Origin of the sequence: Actinocrinis sp., from assembly GCF_035650855.1 — a bacterium.
In the GTDB taxonomy this organism is placed as follows: Bacteria; Actinomycetota; Actinomycetes; order Streptomycetales; family Catenulisporaceae; genus Actinocrinis.
This window is the reverse complement of sequence record NZ_DASRGV010000213.1, coordinates 1-16,219: the sequence shown is the minus strand read 5'-3', so window position 1 is coordinate 16,219 and position 16,219 is coordinate 1. Positions and strand designations below refer to the sequence as shown.

General features: G+C 74.0%; 13 protein-coding genes and 1 pseudogene. 13 read left to right on the top strand and 1 reads right to left on the bottom strand.

Annotation, left to right across the window (positions count from 1 at the left end; translation table 11 throughout):
- Positions 1-24 precede the first annotated feature (24 nt).
- From VFB40_RS15290 to VFB40_RS15245, 10 genes and pseudogenes are all read left to right on the top strand, one after another.
- Positions 25-948, top strand: a complete 924-nt coding sequence (locus VFB40_RS15290) for a methyltransferase domain-containing protein (protein WP_324851211.1) — start codon at positions 25-27, stop codon at positions 946-948.
- Entirely contained in the window at positions 945-1,280 is a 336-nt protein-coding gene (locus VFB40_RS15285; protein ID WP_324851209.1) for an acyl carrier protein, read from the top strand. Before VFB40_RS15290 ends, VFB40_RS15285 begins: the two co-directional genes overlap by 4 nt.
- Positions 1,277-2,509 carry a glycosyltransferase gene (locus VFB40_RS15280; protein WP_324851207.1) on the top strand — a complete coding sequence of 411 codons (1,233 nt, stop codon included), beginning with the start codon at positions 1,277-1,279 and terminating at the stop codon, positions 2,507-2,509. The genes VFB40_RS15285 and VFB40_RS15280 overlap by 4 nt, the downstream gene beginning before the upstream one ends.
- Positions 2,493-3,257 carry an ABC transporter permease gene (locus VFB40_RS15275; RefSeq protein ID WP_324851205.1) on the top strand — a complete coding sequence of 255 codons (765 nt, stop codon included), beginning with the start codon at positions 2,493-2,495 and terminating at the stop codon, positions 3,255-3,257. Before VFB40_RS15280 ends, VFB40_RS15275 begins: the two co-directional genes overlap by 17 nt.
- 88 nt (positions 3,258-3,345) lie before the next feature.
- Positions 3,346-4,302 (top strand): efflux ABC transporter ATPase subunit, DrrA-related, encoded by a 957-nt coding sequence (locus tag VFB40_RS15270; protein ID WP_324851203.1) that lies wholly within the window; start codon positions 3,346-3,348, stop codon positions 4,300-4,302.
- A 60-nt stretch (positions 4,303-4,362) separates the two neighbouring features.
- The gene (locus tag VFB40_RS15265) at positions 4,363-6,951 is read left to right on the top strand and encodes an aminotransferase class I/II-fold pyridoxal phosphate-dependent enzyme (RefSeq protein ID WP_324851201.1); all 2,589 of its coding nucleotides are present in this window, start codon (positions 4,363-4,365) and stop codon (positions 6,949-6,951) included.
- Entirely contained in the window at positions 6,948-8,384 is a 1,437-nt protein-coding gene (locus VFB40_RS15260; RefSeq protein WP_324851199.1) for a condensation domain-containing protein, read from the top strand. The genes VFB40_RS15265 and VFB40_RS15260 overlap by 4 nt, the downstream gene beginning before the upstream one ends.
- 7 nt (positions 8,385-8,391) lie before the next feature.
- Positions 8,392-9,633, top strand: a complete 1,242-nt coding sequence (locus VFB40_RS15255) for a cytochrome P450 (RefSeq protein WP_324851197.1) — start codon at positions 8,392-8,394, stop codon at positions 9,631-9,633.
- Positions 9,634-9,655: 22 nt separating this feature from the next.
- A complete protein-coding gene (locus VFB40_RS15250; protein WP_324851195.1) occupies positions 9,656-10,492 on the top strand; it encodes a class I SAM-dependent methyltransferase in 837 nt (278 codons plus the stop codon).
- 166 nt (positions 10,493-10,658) lie between these two features.
- Positions 10,659-11,796: pseudogene (locus tag VFB40_RS15245) on the top strand (FAD-dependent oxidoreductase).
- A 10-nt stretch (positions 11,797-11,806) separates the two neighbouring features.
- On the opposite strand, the gene VFB40_RS15240 reads toward VFB40_RS15245, so the two are convergent.
- Positions 11,807-12,589, bottom strand: a complete 783-nt coding sequence (locus tag VFB40_RS15240) for a GntR family transcriptional regulator (protein WP_349261488.1) — start codon at positions 12,587-12,589, stop codon at positions 11,807-11,809.
- Positions 12,590-12,894: 305 nt separating this feature from the next.
- Here VFB40_RS15240 and VFB40_RS15235 point away from each other — a divergent pair, with 305 nt between their 5' ends.
- Genes VFB40_RS15235 through VFB40_RS15225 form a run of 3 tightly spaced genes read left to right on the top strand, consistent with a single transcriptional unit; the run spans position 12,895 to position 15,969 of the window.
- The gene (locus tag VFB40_RS15235) at positions 12,895-14,001 is read left to right on the top strand and encodes a TIGR03364 family FAD-dependent oxidoreductase (RefSeq protein ID WP_349261490.1); all 1,107 of its coding nucleotides are present in this window, start codon (positions 12,895-12,897) and stop codon (positions 13,999-14,001) included.
- 1 nt (position 14,002) lies between these two features.
- Positions 14,003-14,803: an HAD family hydrolase gene (locus VFB40_RS15230; RefSeq protein ID WP_324851189.1), complete on the top strand. Its 801-nt coding sequence runs from the start codon at positions 14,003-14,005 to the stop codon at positions 14,801-14,803.
- A 14-nt stretch (positions 14,804-14,817) separates the two neighbouring features.
- The gene (locus VFB40_RS15225; protein WP_324851187.1) at positions 14,818-15,969 is read left to right on the top strand and encodes an ABC transporter substrate-binding protein; all 1,152 of its coding nucleotides are present in this window, start codon (positions 14,818-14,820) and stop codon (positions 15,967-15,969) included.
- The last annotated feature ends 250 nt before the right edge of the window (positions 15,970-16,219 follow it).

Below are 16,219 nucleotides of genomic sequence, written 5' to 3'. Positions count from 1 at the left end.
GGGATCTTCAGGAGACTCGCCGCCGTGGATGTCGACATGAGCGCCGCGCCCGCCTCCGCCGCGCCGTCCGGGCTCAACGCGGCGGTGGAGCGTTATTACGACACGACCCTTGATCTGTACGAGGATCTGTGGGGCGAGCACGTCCACCACGGATACTGGGACCCCGGCGAGGCCCCGGGCGCCGAGGGCGCGGACCGGCGCGCCGCGACCGACCGCCTGGTGCGGGAGCTGGTCGCGTTCGCCGGCATCGGCGCCGGGGCGCACGTGCTGGACGTCGGCTGCGGAATCGGCGGCTCCGCGCTGTACCTGGCCGGGAGCCTGGGCTGCACGGTGGACGGGGTCACGCTCAGCGCGGCCCAGGTCGAGCGCGCGCGCCAGAAGGCACGCGACGCGGGACTCGACGGACGGGCCCGCTTCCACCAGGCGGACGCGCTGCGCACCGGATATCCAGACGAGTGCTTCGACGCGATCTGGGCGCTGGAGAGCCTGATGCACATCGCGGACCGGGCGGCGTTCTTCGCCGAGGCGCTGCGGCTGCTGCGGCCGGGCGGCGTGCTGGCGATCGCGACCTGGGCGGTGCGCGAGGGGGAGCTGAGCGCGGAGGAGGACGCGCTGGTCAAGCAGATCCTGCGGCACCAGGTCATGCCGAGCTTCTCCTCGCTGCCGCAGCACGAGCGGCTGGCGGCCGCGGCCGGGTTCGAGCGCGTCGCCGCGGTGGACTGGACGGCGGCGGTGGCCAACTCCTGGGATCCGGCCTTCGCGCTGGTGCCGAGGGTCGAGGGCCCGCGGGCGATGCGCGAACTGGCCCGCGACCGCGGCGTCGACGTGCTCGGGTTCTTCTACGCCGGCCCGCTGATGCTCAAAGGCTTCGAGACCGGCGCCATGACGTACGGCGCGGTACGCGCCGTGAAGCCGCAGCCCGAAGCCGAACCGGCGGCGCGCCCGTGACACTCGGCGGATCGCAGGACACGACGACGCTCACCGGGCCGGGCGCGGCGGACGGCCCGCTGGTCGCGCAGATCGCCGCGCTGCTGCGGGAGGTCACCGGCGAGGACGAGCAGTGGCTGGCGGCCCTCGGCCCGCACACCCGCCTGGACGCGGACCTGCTGCTGGAGAGCATCGAGCTGGCCGAGCTCGGCGAGGCGCTGGCCCGCCGCTACGGCGAGCAGGTGGACCTGGTCGCGCACGTGGCGGGCCTGGCGCTGGATCAGATCATCGAGTTCACCCTCGCCGACGCGGCCGCCTACGTCGCCGCGCGCACCGCCGGGGGGCGCCGGTGAGCAGGTACCTCTTCGTCACGCTGCCGCTGATGGGCCACGCGCTGCCGATCGCCGCGGTCGCCAGGCAGCTCGAGGCGCGCGGCCACGAGGTGACCTGGGCGGGCTCCGAACGCTTCCTGCGCCCGCTGGTCGGGCCGCAGGCGCGCGTGCACCCGATCCCACTGCGCGCGCATCGCGGCGGCCAGGGCGAGCTGGGCATGGCCGCGGTCAGGTCGCGGTGGGCCGGATACATCGTGCCGCACGCCCGCACCACGCTGCGCGGCATCGACCAGGCCGTGCAGGCCTTCCGCCCGGACGCCCTGGCGGTGGACCAGCACGCCGTGGCCGGCGCGCTGATCGCCCATCGCAGAGCCCTGCCGTGGGCCAGCCTCGCGCCGACCACGATGGAGCTGACCCGCCCCTACCGGGCGCTGCCGAAGGTGGAGTCCTGGATCCTCGGCCTGCTCGAGGAGCTGTGGACCGAGGCCGGCCTGCCCGGCCGGCCGCCGCACGACCTGTGCTTCTCACCGCACCTGCTGATCGCGTTCACCGGCACCGCGCTGGTCGGCGCACCCGCAGCGCACGGCCGCCAACCAGAGGCCCCCGAGCAGCTGCCGTGGCTGCGCGGCGCCGCGTTCGTCGGCCCCGCGCTCGGACCGCGCGCCGCAGGCGACGAATTCCCCTGGCACTGGCTCGACCCCGGCCGCAAACACGTGCTGATCACCATGGGCACGCTCTCCATGGACCTGGCCGAGGGCTTCTACCGGCGGATGACGCAGGCGCTCGAACCCCTCGGCGAGCGGCTCCAGGCGATCGTCGTCGCGCCGCACTACGCGATCCCCGATCCGCCCGGGCACGTGCTGGCGGTGCGCCAGGTCCCGATGCTCGAGCTGATGCCGCGCCTGGACGCGGTGGTCAGCCACGGCGGCCTGAACACCGTGTGCGAGGCCCTGGCGCACGGCGTGCCCCTGGTCATCGCCCCCATCAAGGGCGACCAGCCGATCAACGCGGCGCAGGTCGCCGCGGCCGGCGCGGGCGTGCGGGTGCGCTTCGCCCGCAGCGGGCCGCAGGCGCTGCGCGAAGCGCTCGTCGCAGTGCTCGACGATCCCTCCTACCGCGCGGCGGCGCTGTGCGTGCGCGATTCATTCCGCGAGGCCGGCGGCGCCGCGCAGGCCGCCCGCCTGCTCGAGGCCCTGACCCGAACCGTCCCGCCGGTAGAACGCGAGGTGGCATATGAAGGTGTCGCGTGACGTGTGGATCGTCTTCCAGCGGCATCTGCTGCTGATGGTCCGCTCGCCGCTGTGGGTGTTCCTGGGCGTGGCGCAGCCGGTGGTGTACATGGCGCTGTTCGCGCCGCTGCTCAAGCCCGCGCTCTCCTCCCTCGACAACGGGTCGATGGCCGCCGCCTACCGCATCTACATCCCGGGCATGCTGGTCGCGCTCGCGCTCGGCGGCGGCCTGTACGTCGGCTTCGGGCTGCTGGCCGAGCTCAGCTCCGGCGTGATCGAGCGCGCCAGAGTCACCCCGGTCAGCCGGGTGGCGCTGCTGCTCGGCCGGGCGCTGCGGGACGTGGTCACCCTCGCGATCCAGGCGGCCATCATCATCCTGCTCTCCCTGCCGCTCGGGCTGCTGGTGCGCGTCGGGGACCTGCTGCTCGCCTACGCGCTGCTCGCCCTGATCTCGCTGACCAGCTCGGCGATCTCCTACGGCATCGCCCTGAAGATCAGCAACGCGGGGGTGCTCGGCCAGGTCATCAACAACCTGGCGCAGCCGCTGATGCTGCTGTCCGGCACGCTGCTGCCGATCGCGCTGGCCCCGCTGTGGCTGCGCCGGGTGGCCGACTGGAACCCGTTCAGCTGGGCGGTCTCCGGGATGCGGGCGCTGTTCGCCGGGCACGCCGCCGACGCCGTGGTCTGGCAGAGCATCGCGATCATGGCGGGCATCGCCGTGGTCGCCCTGGCCTGGTCGGCACGCCTGTTCACCCGGTCCGTGCGGTGAGCGCGCCCGTGACCCCGACCGCGCCCACGACCCAGACCGTGACCCCGACCGGGCCGCAGCCGGACGCGCCGAGCGAAGGAGGAGTGCTGTGATCGAGGCCAAGGGCCTGCGCAAGTCGTTCCGCACCAAGCGCCGCCGCAAGACCAGCGTGGTCGAGGCCGTGGCCGGGGTGGACCTGAAAGTGGCCGAGGGCGAGATCTTCGGGTTCCTCGGCCCGAACGGCGCCGGCAAGAGCACCACCCTGCGGATGTTCGCCACCCTGCTGCCGCCCGACGACGGGGAGGCCCGGGTGGCGGGCGCGGACCTGCGCACCGAGCCGGCGCGGGTGCGCCGGCACATCGGCTACGTCGCGCAGGGCGGCGGCACCTGGGACGATGTGACCGCCCGCCAGGAACTCGTGCTGCAGGCGCGCATGCACGGCATCGGCAAGGCCGAGGCGCAGGAGCGGGCCGCGGCCGCGCTGGACTCCTTCGACCTGGCCGAGTACGGCGACCGCAACTGCAAGACCTACTCCGGCGGGCAGCGCCGCCGCGTGGACATCGCGCTCGGCGTCGTGCACCGGCCCAAGGTGCTGTTCCTGGACGAGCCCACCTCGGGGCTGGACCCGCAGAGCCGCGCGCACATGTGGGAGCTGGTGCGCAAGCTGCGCGACGAGGGCATGACGGTCTTCCTGACCACGCACTACCTGGACGAGGCCGACGCCCTGTGCGACCGGATCGCGATCATCGACCACGGCGAGGTCGTGGCCGAGGACACCCCGGACGCGCTCAAGCGGGCGATCTCCGGCGACGTGGTCACCGTCGGGCTGGCCGGCGCGGCGCGGAAGGCCGCGCAGCTGCTGGCCGGCCAGCCGTACCTGCGCTCGGTCGAGGCCCGCGACGACGACGAGCTGCGGCTGACCGTCGAGGCCGGGCAGACGGCGATCCCGCAGGTGATGCGGACGCTGGAGGGCGCCGGCATCGAGCTGTCCACCATCGAGCTGCACCGCCCGACGCTCGACGACGTGTTCCTGACCAAGACCGGCCGCTCGCTGCGGGAGTCCTGACGTGCGCCGCCCCCGGCCCGGCCGCGGACCGGTCGCGAAGGGCGACGGAGCCGCCGCGCGATGACGAGCATTGACACGGACGGGCCCGTGACGTCGCGAGCCGCCGCCGATCAGCCCCCGCGCCCCGCGCCGTCCCCGGCCCCGGCCCCGGCCCCGGCGAAGGGTCCCGATCCCGCGCTCGGCCCGACGCTGCGCGAGATCGCCCGGCTCGCCGAGCAGCGCATGGATCCGCACACGTGGGACTACATCGACGGCGGCGCCGGACAGGAGCGCACGCTGGCCGCGAACCTCGCCGCCTTCGACGCCGTGCGGCTCGTCCCGCGCGTGCTGACCGGCTCGGGCCCGGCCGACACCACGGTCAGCGTCCTGGGCCGCACGTGGGCGGCGCCGCTCGCCGTCGCGCCGATGGCGTACCACACGCTCGCGCACCCGGACGGCGAGCTGGCCACGGTCCGTGCGGCCGCCACCGCCGGGCTGCCGACCGTGCTGAGCATGTTCGCCGGCCGCTCCCTGACCGAAATCGCGCCGCTCGCGGGCTCGCCGCTGTGGTTGCAGCTGTACTGCCTGCGCGAGCGCACCCGGGTCAGGGACCTGATCGGGCGGGCCGAGCAGTGCGGCGTCGAAGCGCTGGTGCTGACCGTCGACGCGCCGGTGCTCGGTTCCCGCCTGCGCGACCTGCGCAACGGCTTCCGGCTGCCGGCGGGCGTGCGCCCGGCGAACCTGCCCGGCCTGGACGCCGCGGACCCGGCGGCCCACGCGCTGGCCGAGTTCGACCCCTGGCTCGACTGGAGCGTGATCGGCTGGCTGCGCTCTCTCAGCGCCCTGCCGATCGTGCTCAAGGGCGTGCTGTGCGCGCGCGACGCCGAGCGGGCCGTCGCCGAGGGCGTGGACGCGCTCATCGTGTCCAACCACGGCGGCCGCCAGCTGGACGGCGCACCGGCCGCGCTGCACGCCCTGCCCGCGGTCGCCGCCGCGGTCGCCGGCGCCTGCCCGGTGCTGGTCGACGGCGGGATCCGGCGCGGCACCGACATCCTCGCGGCGCTCGCGCTCGGCGCGGACGCGGTGCTGACGGGTCGTCCGCTGCTGCACGCCCTGGCCGTCGCCGGCTACGACGGCGCCCTCGCTGCGCTGGAGATCCTCAAGCGGGAGCTGCGCGAGGCGATGACGCTGTGCGGGATCGCGACCGTGGCGCAAGCCGGACCCGACCTGCTCTCCGCTCCCGTCGCTGCGATCGCGCCACCCGCCGCGCCGCCTCGTGCCGCGCCGCGCGTCCGCGAGCACCCCCGAGACCGCTCCCGGCCGGCGCACCCGCCTGCCGGGGCCGACCTGGCGAAGGCGCAACTACACGCCAGCCTCTGCGATCCCGACCTGGACTCGATGGCGTTCCTCAACGAGGTCACCGACCGCTTCCCGGACGCCCTGTCCTTCGCACCCGGGCGGCCGCACGAGGGCTCCTTCGACCTCGAGCGGGTCTTCGAGCACATCCGCGGCTACCTCGCCCACCTCGCGGCGCGCGGCCTGGGCGCCGACCAGATCCGCGCCGCCCTCTACCAGTACGGTCCGGCAGCGGGCCAGGCCCAGATCAGAGAGCTGATCGCCGACTCGCTCGCCCGCGACGAGGCGATCGACGCGGCCCCGGAATCGATCGTGGTGACGGTGGGCGCCCAGGAAGGCATGCTGCTGACCCTGCGCGCGCTGTTCGCCGACCCCGAGGACGTCCTGCTGGTCGCGACGCCCTGCTACGTCGGCATCATCGGCGCGGCCAAGCTGCTGGGCATCACCTTCGCCGCCGTCCGGGAGCGGGACGACGGCCTGGCCGCCGAGGACGTGCAGGCCGCGATCCTCGCCCAGCGGGCGAGCGGACGGCGCCCGCGCGCGCTCTACCTGGTGCCGGACCACTCCAACCCCTCCGGCGCCACCCTGTCCCTGCCGGCGCGCCGCGCGCTGCTCGACCTCGCCGCCCGCCACGACCTGCTGCTCATCGAGGACAGCCCCTACCGCCTCGTCAGCGCCGGCCGGCGGCTGCCCACGCTCAAGAGCCTCGACCGAGCCCGCCGCGTGGTGCACCTCGGGTCCTACGCGAAGTCGGCGTTCCCCGGGGCGCGCCTGGGCTACGTGGTCGCGGACCAGGTGGTCACCGACCCGGACGGGTCCAGCGGCCTGCTCGCCGCCGAACTGGCCAAGATCAAGAGCATGGTGACGGTGAACACCGCGACGCTGAGCCAGGCGGCGGTGGCCGGCCTGCTGCTGGCCTGCGACGGGCGGCTGTCCGACGCGAACGCCCAGGCCGCGGAGCACTACCGGGGGAACCTCGACGTGCTGCTCGAAGAGCTCGAACGGCACTTCCCGGCCCACCGCCGCGCCGCCTCGCGCGTCGGCTGGAACGCGCCGTCCGGCGGCTTCTTCCTGCGCATGCGGGTGCCGTTCCGCGCGGACGAGGCCGCGCTGGCCCGCTGCGCCCGGGACTTCGGCGTGCTGTGGACGCCCATGTCCTACTTCCACCCCGAGGGCGGCGGGGAGCACGAGATCCGGCTGGCTTTCAGCGCCCTGACACCGCAGCGCATCCGGGAGGCGGTGGCCCGGCTCGCGCGGTTCATCGAGGCCGAGAGCCGCGGGCCGCGGCCCGCGCGGGAACTGGAGTCGACGTGACAGAGACCGCGCAGGTGACCGGCGTGGCCGCGGCGGCCGAGGTGGTGATGGTGCCTTTCGCCGGGGAGGGCTGCGGCGTCGACGCACTGACCTGGGGGCAGCAGCACATCTGGAACGCCGTCCAGGAGCTCGGCTCGCCGATGAACATGTGCGCCGTGCGCGAGCTGCCCGCCGGGGCGCGCGTGCAGGACTACGCCGACGAACTGTCCTTCTACGCGAGCCGCTTCCAGTCGATGCGCACCCGGCTGCGGCTGGTGCCCGGCGCGCTGCCCCTGCAGGAGGTCGTCGCTTCGGGGGAGATCCCGCTGCGCATCCTCGACGTGCCCGCGCACGAGGATCCCGCGCAGGCCGCGGCGAAGCTGGCCGCCTGGCAGCAGGACGCCCCGTTCGACTACGAACGCGAGTTCCCCATCAAGATGACGCTGATCCGCCGCGGCGGCGCGCTCACGCACCTGGTGATGGCGCTGTGCCACTTCGCGACCGACGCCGTCGGCGCCATGACCATGTACCGCGACTACCTCGGCCGCGACCCGCACACCGGCGCGGCGGGCACGCCGCCGGCCATGCACCCGCTCCAGCTGGCCGCGCAGCAGCGCACGCCCGCGGCGCTGCGCCAGAGCGAGGCGTCCCTGCGCTACTGGGACGCCCTGCTGCGCGCGATCCCGATGCGCCGCTTCCCCGACCCGGTAGAACCCGACCCGGCGGACTCCGGCCCCGGGCGCTACGGCCAGGTGCGCATGGACTCGCCCGCGATGCTGCTCGCGCTGCGGGCGATCGCCGCGCGCCTGGGCACCGACGTGAGCACCGCGCTGCTCGGCGTGTTCGCGGTCGGGGTGGCGCGCATCGCCGGGATCAACCCGGTGGTCGCGCAGATGGTGGTCAGCAACCGCTTCCGGCCCGGGTTCGCCGAGATCGTCAGCAACGTCAGCCAGGCCGGCCTGTTCGTCGTCGACGTCGCGGAGACCACCGTGGCCGAGGCGATCGCGCGCTCCCGTCAGGCCTCGATGAAGGCCTACAAGCACGCGTACTTCGACTTCGCCAAATGGAAGGACCTGGTCGCCGCAGTCAACCGGGACCGCGGCGGGGTGGTCGACCTCAAGTGCTACTACAACGACCGGCCCTCGCAGCACCGCGCCGACCCGGCCGGCGCCCCGGTCACCATGCGCGAGATCGAGGCCGCCCTGCCGCGCACCAGCCCGCCGCGCTGGACCGAGCTGCCGTTCTTCAACGAGCGGCTGATGGTGACCATCGACGACGTGCCGGGCGCGACCGGGCTGCTGGTCCTGGCCGACACCGCGTACGTGCCCAGGGCCCGGATGGTGCAGCTCGCGCGCGAACTGGAATCGCTCGCGATCCAAGCCGCCCGCGATCCGGACCTGCGCACCGACGTACCCGCCGGCGCCCCCGGCCCGCGGCAGACCCAGGCACGGTGAGGCATTGATGCAGACCATGGTCGCCCTGGCGGACCTCTTCTCGCCCGAGGGGCGCAAGGACCCCTACCCCTTCTACGCCCGGCTGCACGAGCTGGGCCAGGCCTGCCCGCTCGACCCCGCCGTCGACCGGTACTCGGCGGTCGTACACGGCTACGAGGCCGTCGAGCGCGTGATGCGCGACCCGGTGTTCCGGATGCTCGACTACGCCTACCTCGATCAGCGCACCGGCGGCCAGGGCGAGCTGTGGCGCCGCCGCCCCTCGCTGCGGACCCTGCAGCGCACCGTGTTCTTCCTCAACCCCCCGGACCACACGCGGCTGCGCAGGCCGCTGGCGCAGGCCTTCAGCGCCCGCCGCATCGCCGCCCTGGAGCCCGCGCTCATCCGGCTCGTCGATCGGCGGCTCGACCGGCTGGAACAGCTCGGCGCCGGGGGAGCGCGGCTCGACTTCATGGCGCACTTCGCCTACCCGGTGCCCAGCGACGTGATCGGCGAGCTGATGGGCGTGCCCGAGCAGGACCGCGGCTGGTTCCCCGCCCGCTCCGAGCCCTTCTCCCTGGTGCTGGAGCCCGGACCGCACAACTGGCGCTACCTGATCAAGGGCGACCGGGCGGCGCGGGAGCTGACCGCCTACTTCGCGCACCTCGTCGCCGAACGCCGCGCCGCACCCCGCGACGACCTGATCAGCGCCCTGATCGAGGCGCAGCAAAGCGGCGCGGCCGACATCGGCGACGAGGAGCTGGTGGCCAACCTCATCGGGCTCTACAACGCCGGGTTCCTCACCAGCGTCCACTCGATCGGCAACGGCCTGATGCTGCTGTGCCGCCGCCCGGCGCTGCGCGCCGAACTCCGGCAGCGGCCCGAGCTGGCCGCCGCCTACGTCGAGGAGGTCCTGCGCTACAAGACGCCCGTGCAGTTCGGCGTGCGATGGGCGGCGCAGGACACCGAGGTCATGGGAGTGCCGGTGCCAGCCGGCGGCGAGGTGCTGGTGCTGCTCGGCGCGGCCAACCGGGACCCGCGCCGCTTCGCCGAGCCGGACGTGTTCGACCCGCACCGGCCCGACAACCACCCCCTGTCCTTCTCGGTCGGCCCGCACTACTGCCTCGGCGCCGCATTGAGCCGCCTGGAGATCCAGCTCGCCCTGCCCCGGCTGCTGCGCCGCTTCCCGAAGCTCGCCGTCGCCGGCGAACCGCGCACGCTGGACCTGATGACCTTCCACGGCTACGAGCAGATCCCGGTCACCGTCGCATGACCCGAACAGCTGAAGGGGAAAGATGCACGCCGAGCAGAACCCGTTCGAGGGCTGGGACTGGCACGACCCGGACGCGCTGGACGCCAGATTCGAGTCCTTCACCGCGAACATCGCCACCTTCGACACCCTCGAACGCGTCGCCCCCGCGCTCCCGTGCGAGCGGGCCGCACTGCGCGCGGCCGGGATCAGCGGGATCGAGTTCGCCGCGTTCAAGACCCAGCACCCGCAGGGCCTGGCCAGCGACCTGGTGAGCGTGCGGGCCCGCAAGCCCGGCTCGGCTGACGCGGCGTCAGAGGAGCTGCCGCAGGAGCAGGCCGGCGCCGAAGCCCCGTTCGCCACCCGGCGCGGCCCGCTGTACCGCGTCGACGGCGAGAGCCTGTTCACCGAACTCGACATCGCGCAGCCGCTGCCGTTCGCCGACGCCAGCCTGGAGTGGGTCTACGCGGAGCACCTGATCGAGCACGTGCCGCTGCCGGTCGCGGTCGGCTGGCTCAAGCAGGTGCGACGGGTCCTGGCCCCCGGCGGACTGCTGCGGCTGACCACGCCGGACCTGGCCGTGTACGTCGAGGGCTACGGCGGCGGCGGGTTCTTCGCCAAGCACCGCAGGAGGCTCGCCATGGTGCGCGTCGGCCCGCCGATGCCGGCGCGCCGCGCGTTCATGGTCAACCAGATCTTCTACCACTTCGGGCACCGCTGGATCTACGACGAGCAGGAGCTGCGCTTCGTGCTCGGCGAGGCCGGCTTCGACGCCGAGAAGATCAGCGTGTGCGGCTTCCGGAGCGGCGCGCGCGCCGACGTGGCGGACCTGGACACCAGCATGCGCAGCGACGAGTCCATCTACATCGAAGCCGTCGCCTAACCCTCGCCGGCTGCTTCGGGCTCGAACACCCGCCGCCGGCTTGCGCTCCCACGCGCAGATCACGCTCGGCCGTTAGGCTGGGACGGTACGTCACGGGAGGATCTTTGAGCGACTTCGAGCTGTCCCTGCGCGAGCACGCCGGCCGGCTCCACGACACCGTGCGCGCATGCGCATCCTGATCATCGGCGGCGGCATCGCCGGCTGCGCCACCGCGCTGGCGCTGCACAAGGCAGGGTTCGAACCCGTCGTCTACGAGGCGCATCCCGAGAGCGCCGAGGACCTCGGGGCGTTCCTGACCCTGGCGAGCAACGGCATGCGCGCGCTCGCGCAGATCGACGTAGCCTCGATCGTCGCGGACGCCGGCTTCCCCCTGACCCGGCTGCGGGTCCTCGACGCGTCCGGCGCCACCGTCGCCGACGCCCCGCTCGGCGAGCACGAGGACCCGCGCACCCGGTACCGCTGCCTGCGCCGCGCCGACCTGGCCGTCGCGCTGCAGCGGGAGACCGAGCGCCGCGGCATCGCCCTCAAGCACGCCGCACGGCTGCGCGCGCTGAGCGAGACCGACGACGGCGTCACCGCCACGTTCACCGACGGCAGCGGCGCCGCCGGGGCGCTGCTCATCGGAGCCGACGGGCTCAACTCGACCGTAAGGGCCCTGCTCGGCCCCGCCGCGATCGAACCCAGATACGCCGGCCAGCGGGTCTTCTACGGCTACACCACCCAGGCGCCGCCCGAGCCCAGCGGCCACATCACCATGATCCGCGCGAGCGGCGCCGCCTTCGGCTACGCATGCTCGCCCGACGGCGAGACCTTCTGGTTCGCCCGCGTCCCCGGCCCGCCGGCGCCCGCCGACGAGATCGCCGCGACCGCACCCGGGCAGTGGCGCGAGCGGCTCGTCCCCGTGCTGCGCCCCGACGCGACACCGGCCGCGGACATCGTGCAGGCCACCGGTGATCAGTTGATGGTCACCAACGCCTGCGACCTGCCCGTCGGCATCGCGTGGCGCACCGGGCGGGCGCTGATCATCGGCGACGCCGCCCATGCCGCGTCCCCGGCGACCGGACAGGGCGCCTCGATGGCGCTCGAGGACGCCGTCGTGCTGGCCAAGGCGCTTACGCGACGCCCCCGCCCCGGCCGCCGCACTGGCCGCCTACGAGCGTGCGCGCCGCCCCAGGGTCGAGCACAACATCCTGGCCAGCGCGCAGCTGACCGCCGGACGACGGCCATCCCCGCAAGGCGCGCCCGCGCCGCACGACGACCTGCTGCGGCAACTCGACTGGACCACCCCGCTGCTACCCGCCTAAGACAACAGCCTCAACGCGGCCGCTCGGCCGCCTGGACGGTGCGCGCCGGCGCCGGCCCGCGCGCGGACAGCCGCGCGAGCGTGTTCGCGGACATGGAATTGCGCACGCTGATGGTCACGGCGTCGGCGCGGTAACGATCGTCCGACCACTCGAGCGCGACCCCCGTCGGCGAGGTGGTCACCCGGCGCTGGCGAAGCAGCGCACTGCCGCGCCGCACGCCGAGCAGCCCGGCCTCCGCGACGCCCGCGCTGACCGCGTCGATCCGGTGGTCGGCGTGCGCGTAGACGAACCCGCGCTCGGTCAGCCGCTCGGTGATCGATCCGGTGGTCAGGTCCATCGCCAGCACGAGCCGCGCGACGAGGCCCGCGTACAGCGTGCGCTCCACCATGACCGGCGCGCCGTCCAGCAGCCGCACCCGCTGCAGGTCGAGCACCTCCTCGCCCAGCGGGGCGCCCAACCGCTCGGCGTCCGCGTGCGCCACGCGCCGGATCTGCGCGCGCAGCACCCGCGCGGAGGGGACGTGGCCCTGGCTGACCGCCCACATCGAAAAGCTCTGCATCTCGCTGAAGCTCTGGGTGGGCACCGGCCCGACGACGATGCGGCGCGCGCCCTGGCGGTGCGCGACCACCCCGTCCTGCTCCAGCATCGCTACCGCCTGCCGCACTGTCCCGCGCGCCACCCCGTACCGCAGCACCAGCTCGCCCTCGGACGGCAGCGCCGAACCGATCGGGTACTCGCCCCGGTCGACGGCGAGGCGCAACTCGGCGGCGATCTGCTGGTACCGCGCGGACACCCCGCACCCCCTCCTCTCTGCTGACGCCGCTGCCTGACCGCGCCGCCTCGGTGCACCGCTGCGCGCTGGAGTGCGGCGATCATAACGCGGCCGCGGCGGGCCCGGGCAAGGGCGCCAGTATCCGGAACAGCACCCGGATCCGGCGGTCAGCGGCAGGTGACGCGCGTTGTTGCGCGCCGCGACTGCGGCGACTCGCATCCCGTTAACCGCTCGGTCACCGAGGCCGTGCTTACTTCGACTTGTCCAGACAGGTTCGGGGAACGGAAGAACGCAGCGTGGCCGGATCGACACCCAGCGCAGCGCGGATCGTCGTCGTGGGCGGCGGCGTGCTCGGGACGATGCATGCACTCGCCGCCCGGGAGCGCGGCCTTCAGGTCGTGCACCTGGAACGGGAGGCCGGCCCGCGCGGCGCCTCGGTGCGCAACTTCGGCCTCGTGTGGGTCTCCGGCCGCGCCGCGGGACCCGAGCTCGCCCTCGCCCAGCGCGCCCGCGACCTGTGGGCCGACATCGCGCAGCGGGTACCCGCGGTCGGGTTCCGTCCGCGCGGCTCGCTGACCCTCGCGCGCACCGAGCCGGAGTTCGCGGTCTGCGAGCGCGCCGCGCAGTCGGCCCAGGCGGCCGAGCGCGGCTTCGAACTGCTCGACGCCGAAGGCGTACGCAAGGCGAACCCGGCGCTTCGCGGCGACCTGCTCGGCGGGCTGCTGTGCCACCGCGACGGCTCCGTCGAACCCGCACAGGTGCTCGGCGCGATCCGCGCCCACCTGTCATCCGACCCCGGATACACCTACCTGCCGGGCCGTCAGGCCGTCGAGCTGCGCGACGCCGGGGTGCGCGACCACACCGGCGTGTGGCACACCGGCGACCTGGTCGTCCTGACGCCCGGCGCGGCGCTGACCGCGATCGCCGGCCGGCACCTCTCCTCGGCCGCGATCCGCCGCTGCCGCCTGCAGATGATGCAGACCGCGCCGCTCGGCGAGGAACTGACCACCGCGGTCGCCGACGCCGACTCGCTGCGCTACTACCCGGCGTACCGCGACGCCGGACTCGAAGAGCTGCCCGCGCAGCGCCCGATCGCCGCCGAGCACCGCATGCAGCTGCTCATGGTGCAGCGCGCCGACGGCGGCCTGACCATCGGCGACACCCACGCGTACGACGAGCCCTTCGACTTCGCGCTCGACGAAGCGCCCTACGGCCACCTGCGCGACGTCGCCCAAGCGCTGCTCGGCAGAACCCTGCCCCCGGTCGTGCGCCGCTGGGCCGGCGTCTACTGCGAGACAACCGACGGCGCCCTCTACCACCGCTCCACCGTGCGCCCCGGCGTCATCGCGGTCACCGCCCCCGGAGGACGCGGCATGACCTGCTCCCCGGCGATCGCCGAAGAAACCTTCGCCGCGGCGGAACCCGGTGCCTGAGATGAGCCGGATCACCCTCGCCTGCCTCGACATGGCCGGCACGACCGTGGCCGACGGCGGCACCGTGCTCGCCGCGTTCCACGGCGCGCTCGACGCACTCGGCGTCATCGGCGAGGCCGAACGCGGCCGGATGACCGAGTACGTCCTCGCCACCATGGGCGAATCGAAGATCACCGTGTTCCGCGCGCTGTTCCCCGGCGACGAGCAGCGCGCACAGCACGCCAACCGCGCCTTCGAGGCCGCCTACGCCCGCGGAATCGACCGCGCCGCCCCGGTCCCCGGCGCCGTCCAGGCCATGGAGTCCCTGCGCGAGCGCGGCGTCCGCATCGCGCTGACCACCGGATTCTCCCGCGCCACCGCCGACGCGCTGCTCGAGCACCTCGGCTGGCGCACCCTGATCGACCTCTCCCTCACCCCGCAGGACGTCGGCGGACGCGGCCGCCCGCACCCCGACCTCGTCCTCGCCGCGGCCGCCGGCCTCGCCGACGGCGACCCCGCCCGCGTCGCCGTGGCCGGAGACACCGCCGGCGACATCCGCTGCGGCCTGTCCGCCGGCGCCCCGATCGTCGCAGGCGTCCTGACCGGCGCCCACGACCGCGACCGCCTCACCGAAGCCGGCGCCACACACCTGCTCGACAGCATCGCCAACCTCCCCGCCCTGCTCGCCGCACCCGGCCCCACGCCCGGCGCGGCGCACCCGTCCGACAGCGCGGCTCGGCTCCCCGCTGTGCTCACCGGGCCCGACGAAGCGCCCGCACCGCTCAACCCGCTGCACTCCACGTTCACCACCGCACCCGACTGATAGGGCACCCGACCATGAATCGCATCGCCAAGCTCGCGTCGCTCGCCGCGGGCCTCGCACTCGCGGCCACCGCCTGCGGGAACTCGGCCCCGGCCGCCTCCTCCGGCGGATCCGCCGCCGACTGGTCCAAGGCGACCTCCGCCTCGGCCGGCGGCGGCCTCGACGCCCTGGTCGCCGCCGCGAAGAAGGAGGGGCAGCTCAACGTCATCACGCTGCCGCGCACCTGGGCGAACTACGGCAAGATCATGGACGACTTCACCAAGAAGTACGGCATCAAGATCACCGACGCCAACCCGGACGGCTCCAGCGGCGACGAGATCAACGCCCTGCAGCACCAGAAGGGCCTGTCCTCCGCGCCCGACGTGGTCGACGTCGGCAACTCGCACGCGCTGCCCTACGTCAGCCTGTTCGCCCCGTACAAGGTGCAGACCTGGGCCGACATCCCCGACTCGCTCAAGGACGCCAACGGCGCCTGGTACGGCGACTACGGAGGCTACATCACCATCGCCTGCGACGCCTCCAAGATCTCCGGCGCCTCCTGCCCCAAGACCTTCGCCGACCTGGCCAACCCCGCGAACGCCGCCGCGTACAAGGGCAAGGTCGCCATCAACGGCGACCCGACCAGCGCCAACGCCGCCTTCAGCGCGGTATGGGCGGCCGCCCTCGCCACCGGCGGCACCCTGGACAACATCCAGCCCGGCATCGACTTCTTCGCCAAGCTCAAGTCGCTCGGCGTGTTCAACGCGACGCACTCGACCGAGTCGACCATCGAGCAGGGCTCCACCCCGATCTCCATCGACTGGGAGTTCAACAACTCCCAGTACGCCGCCGACCTCAAGGCCAAGGGCATCGACCTGACCGTCACCGTGCCGAGCGACGGACTCTACTCGGCCTACTACGACCAGGCCGTCAACAAGTTCGCCCCGCACCCGGCCGCCGCGCGGCTGTGGGAGGAGTACCTGTACTCCACCACCGGCCAGAACGACTTCATGGGCGGCTACGCCCGCCCGGCCGAGTTCACGGCGATGCAGTCCGCGAGCACCCTCGACTCCGCCGACCTGGCGAACCTGCCGAAGGTGACCGGCACGCCGCAGTTCCCGAGCGCGACGCAGCTGACGAACGCCCAGAACACCGTCACCGCCAAGTGGGCCTCCGCGCTCGGCTAGCCGCACACCGGGACGGGACTGCACCGCGGCGCGCACCGCGCCGGTCCCGTCCCGCTCGGCCGGTCCCGTCCCGCTCGGCCGGTCCCGTCCCGCTCGGCCGGTCCGGTCCGTCTCGGCTGCCCGTCTCGCTCGGCTGGACGTGCCGCCCGGCCGACCCGATCCGCCAGGGCGGCCATCCCGCTCGGGCGGTCCTCGTCCGCTAGCCCATTTCCCGCCTCCCGCACCTCCGCCCCACCGACCGATCCCTGCG

Bases quoted from the DNA above. Each gene is read 5' to 3' on its own strand.
- VFB40_RS15275 (WP_324851205.1), top strand. From the start codon at position 2,493: ATGAAGGTGTCGCGTGACGTGTGGATCGTCTTCCAGCGGCATCTGCTG.
- VFB40_RS15265 (WP_324851201.1), top strand. From the start codon at position 4,363: ATGACGAGCATTGACACGGACGGGCCCGTGACGTCGCGAGCCGCCGCC.
- VFB40_RS15255 (WP_324851197.1), top strand. From the start codon at position 8,392: ATGCAGACCATGGTCGCCCTGGCGGACCTCTTCTCGCCCGAGGGGCGC.
- VFB40_RS15250 (WP_324851195.1), top strand. From the start codon at position 9,656: ATGCACGCCGAGCAGAACCCGTTCGAGGGCTGGGACTGGCACGACCCG.
- VFB40_RS15230 (WP_324851189.1), top strand. From the start codon at position 14,003: ATGAGCCGGATCACCCTCGCCTGCCTCGACATGGCCGGCACGACCGTG.
- VFB40_RS15225 (WP_324851187.1), top strand. From the start codon at position 14,818: ATGAATCGCATCGCCAAGCTCGCGTCGCTCGCCGCGGGCCTCGCACTC.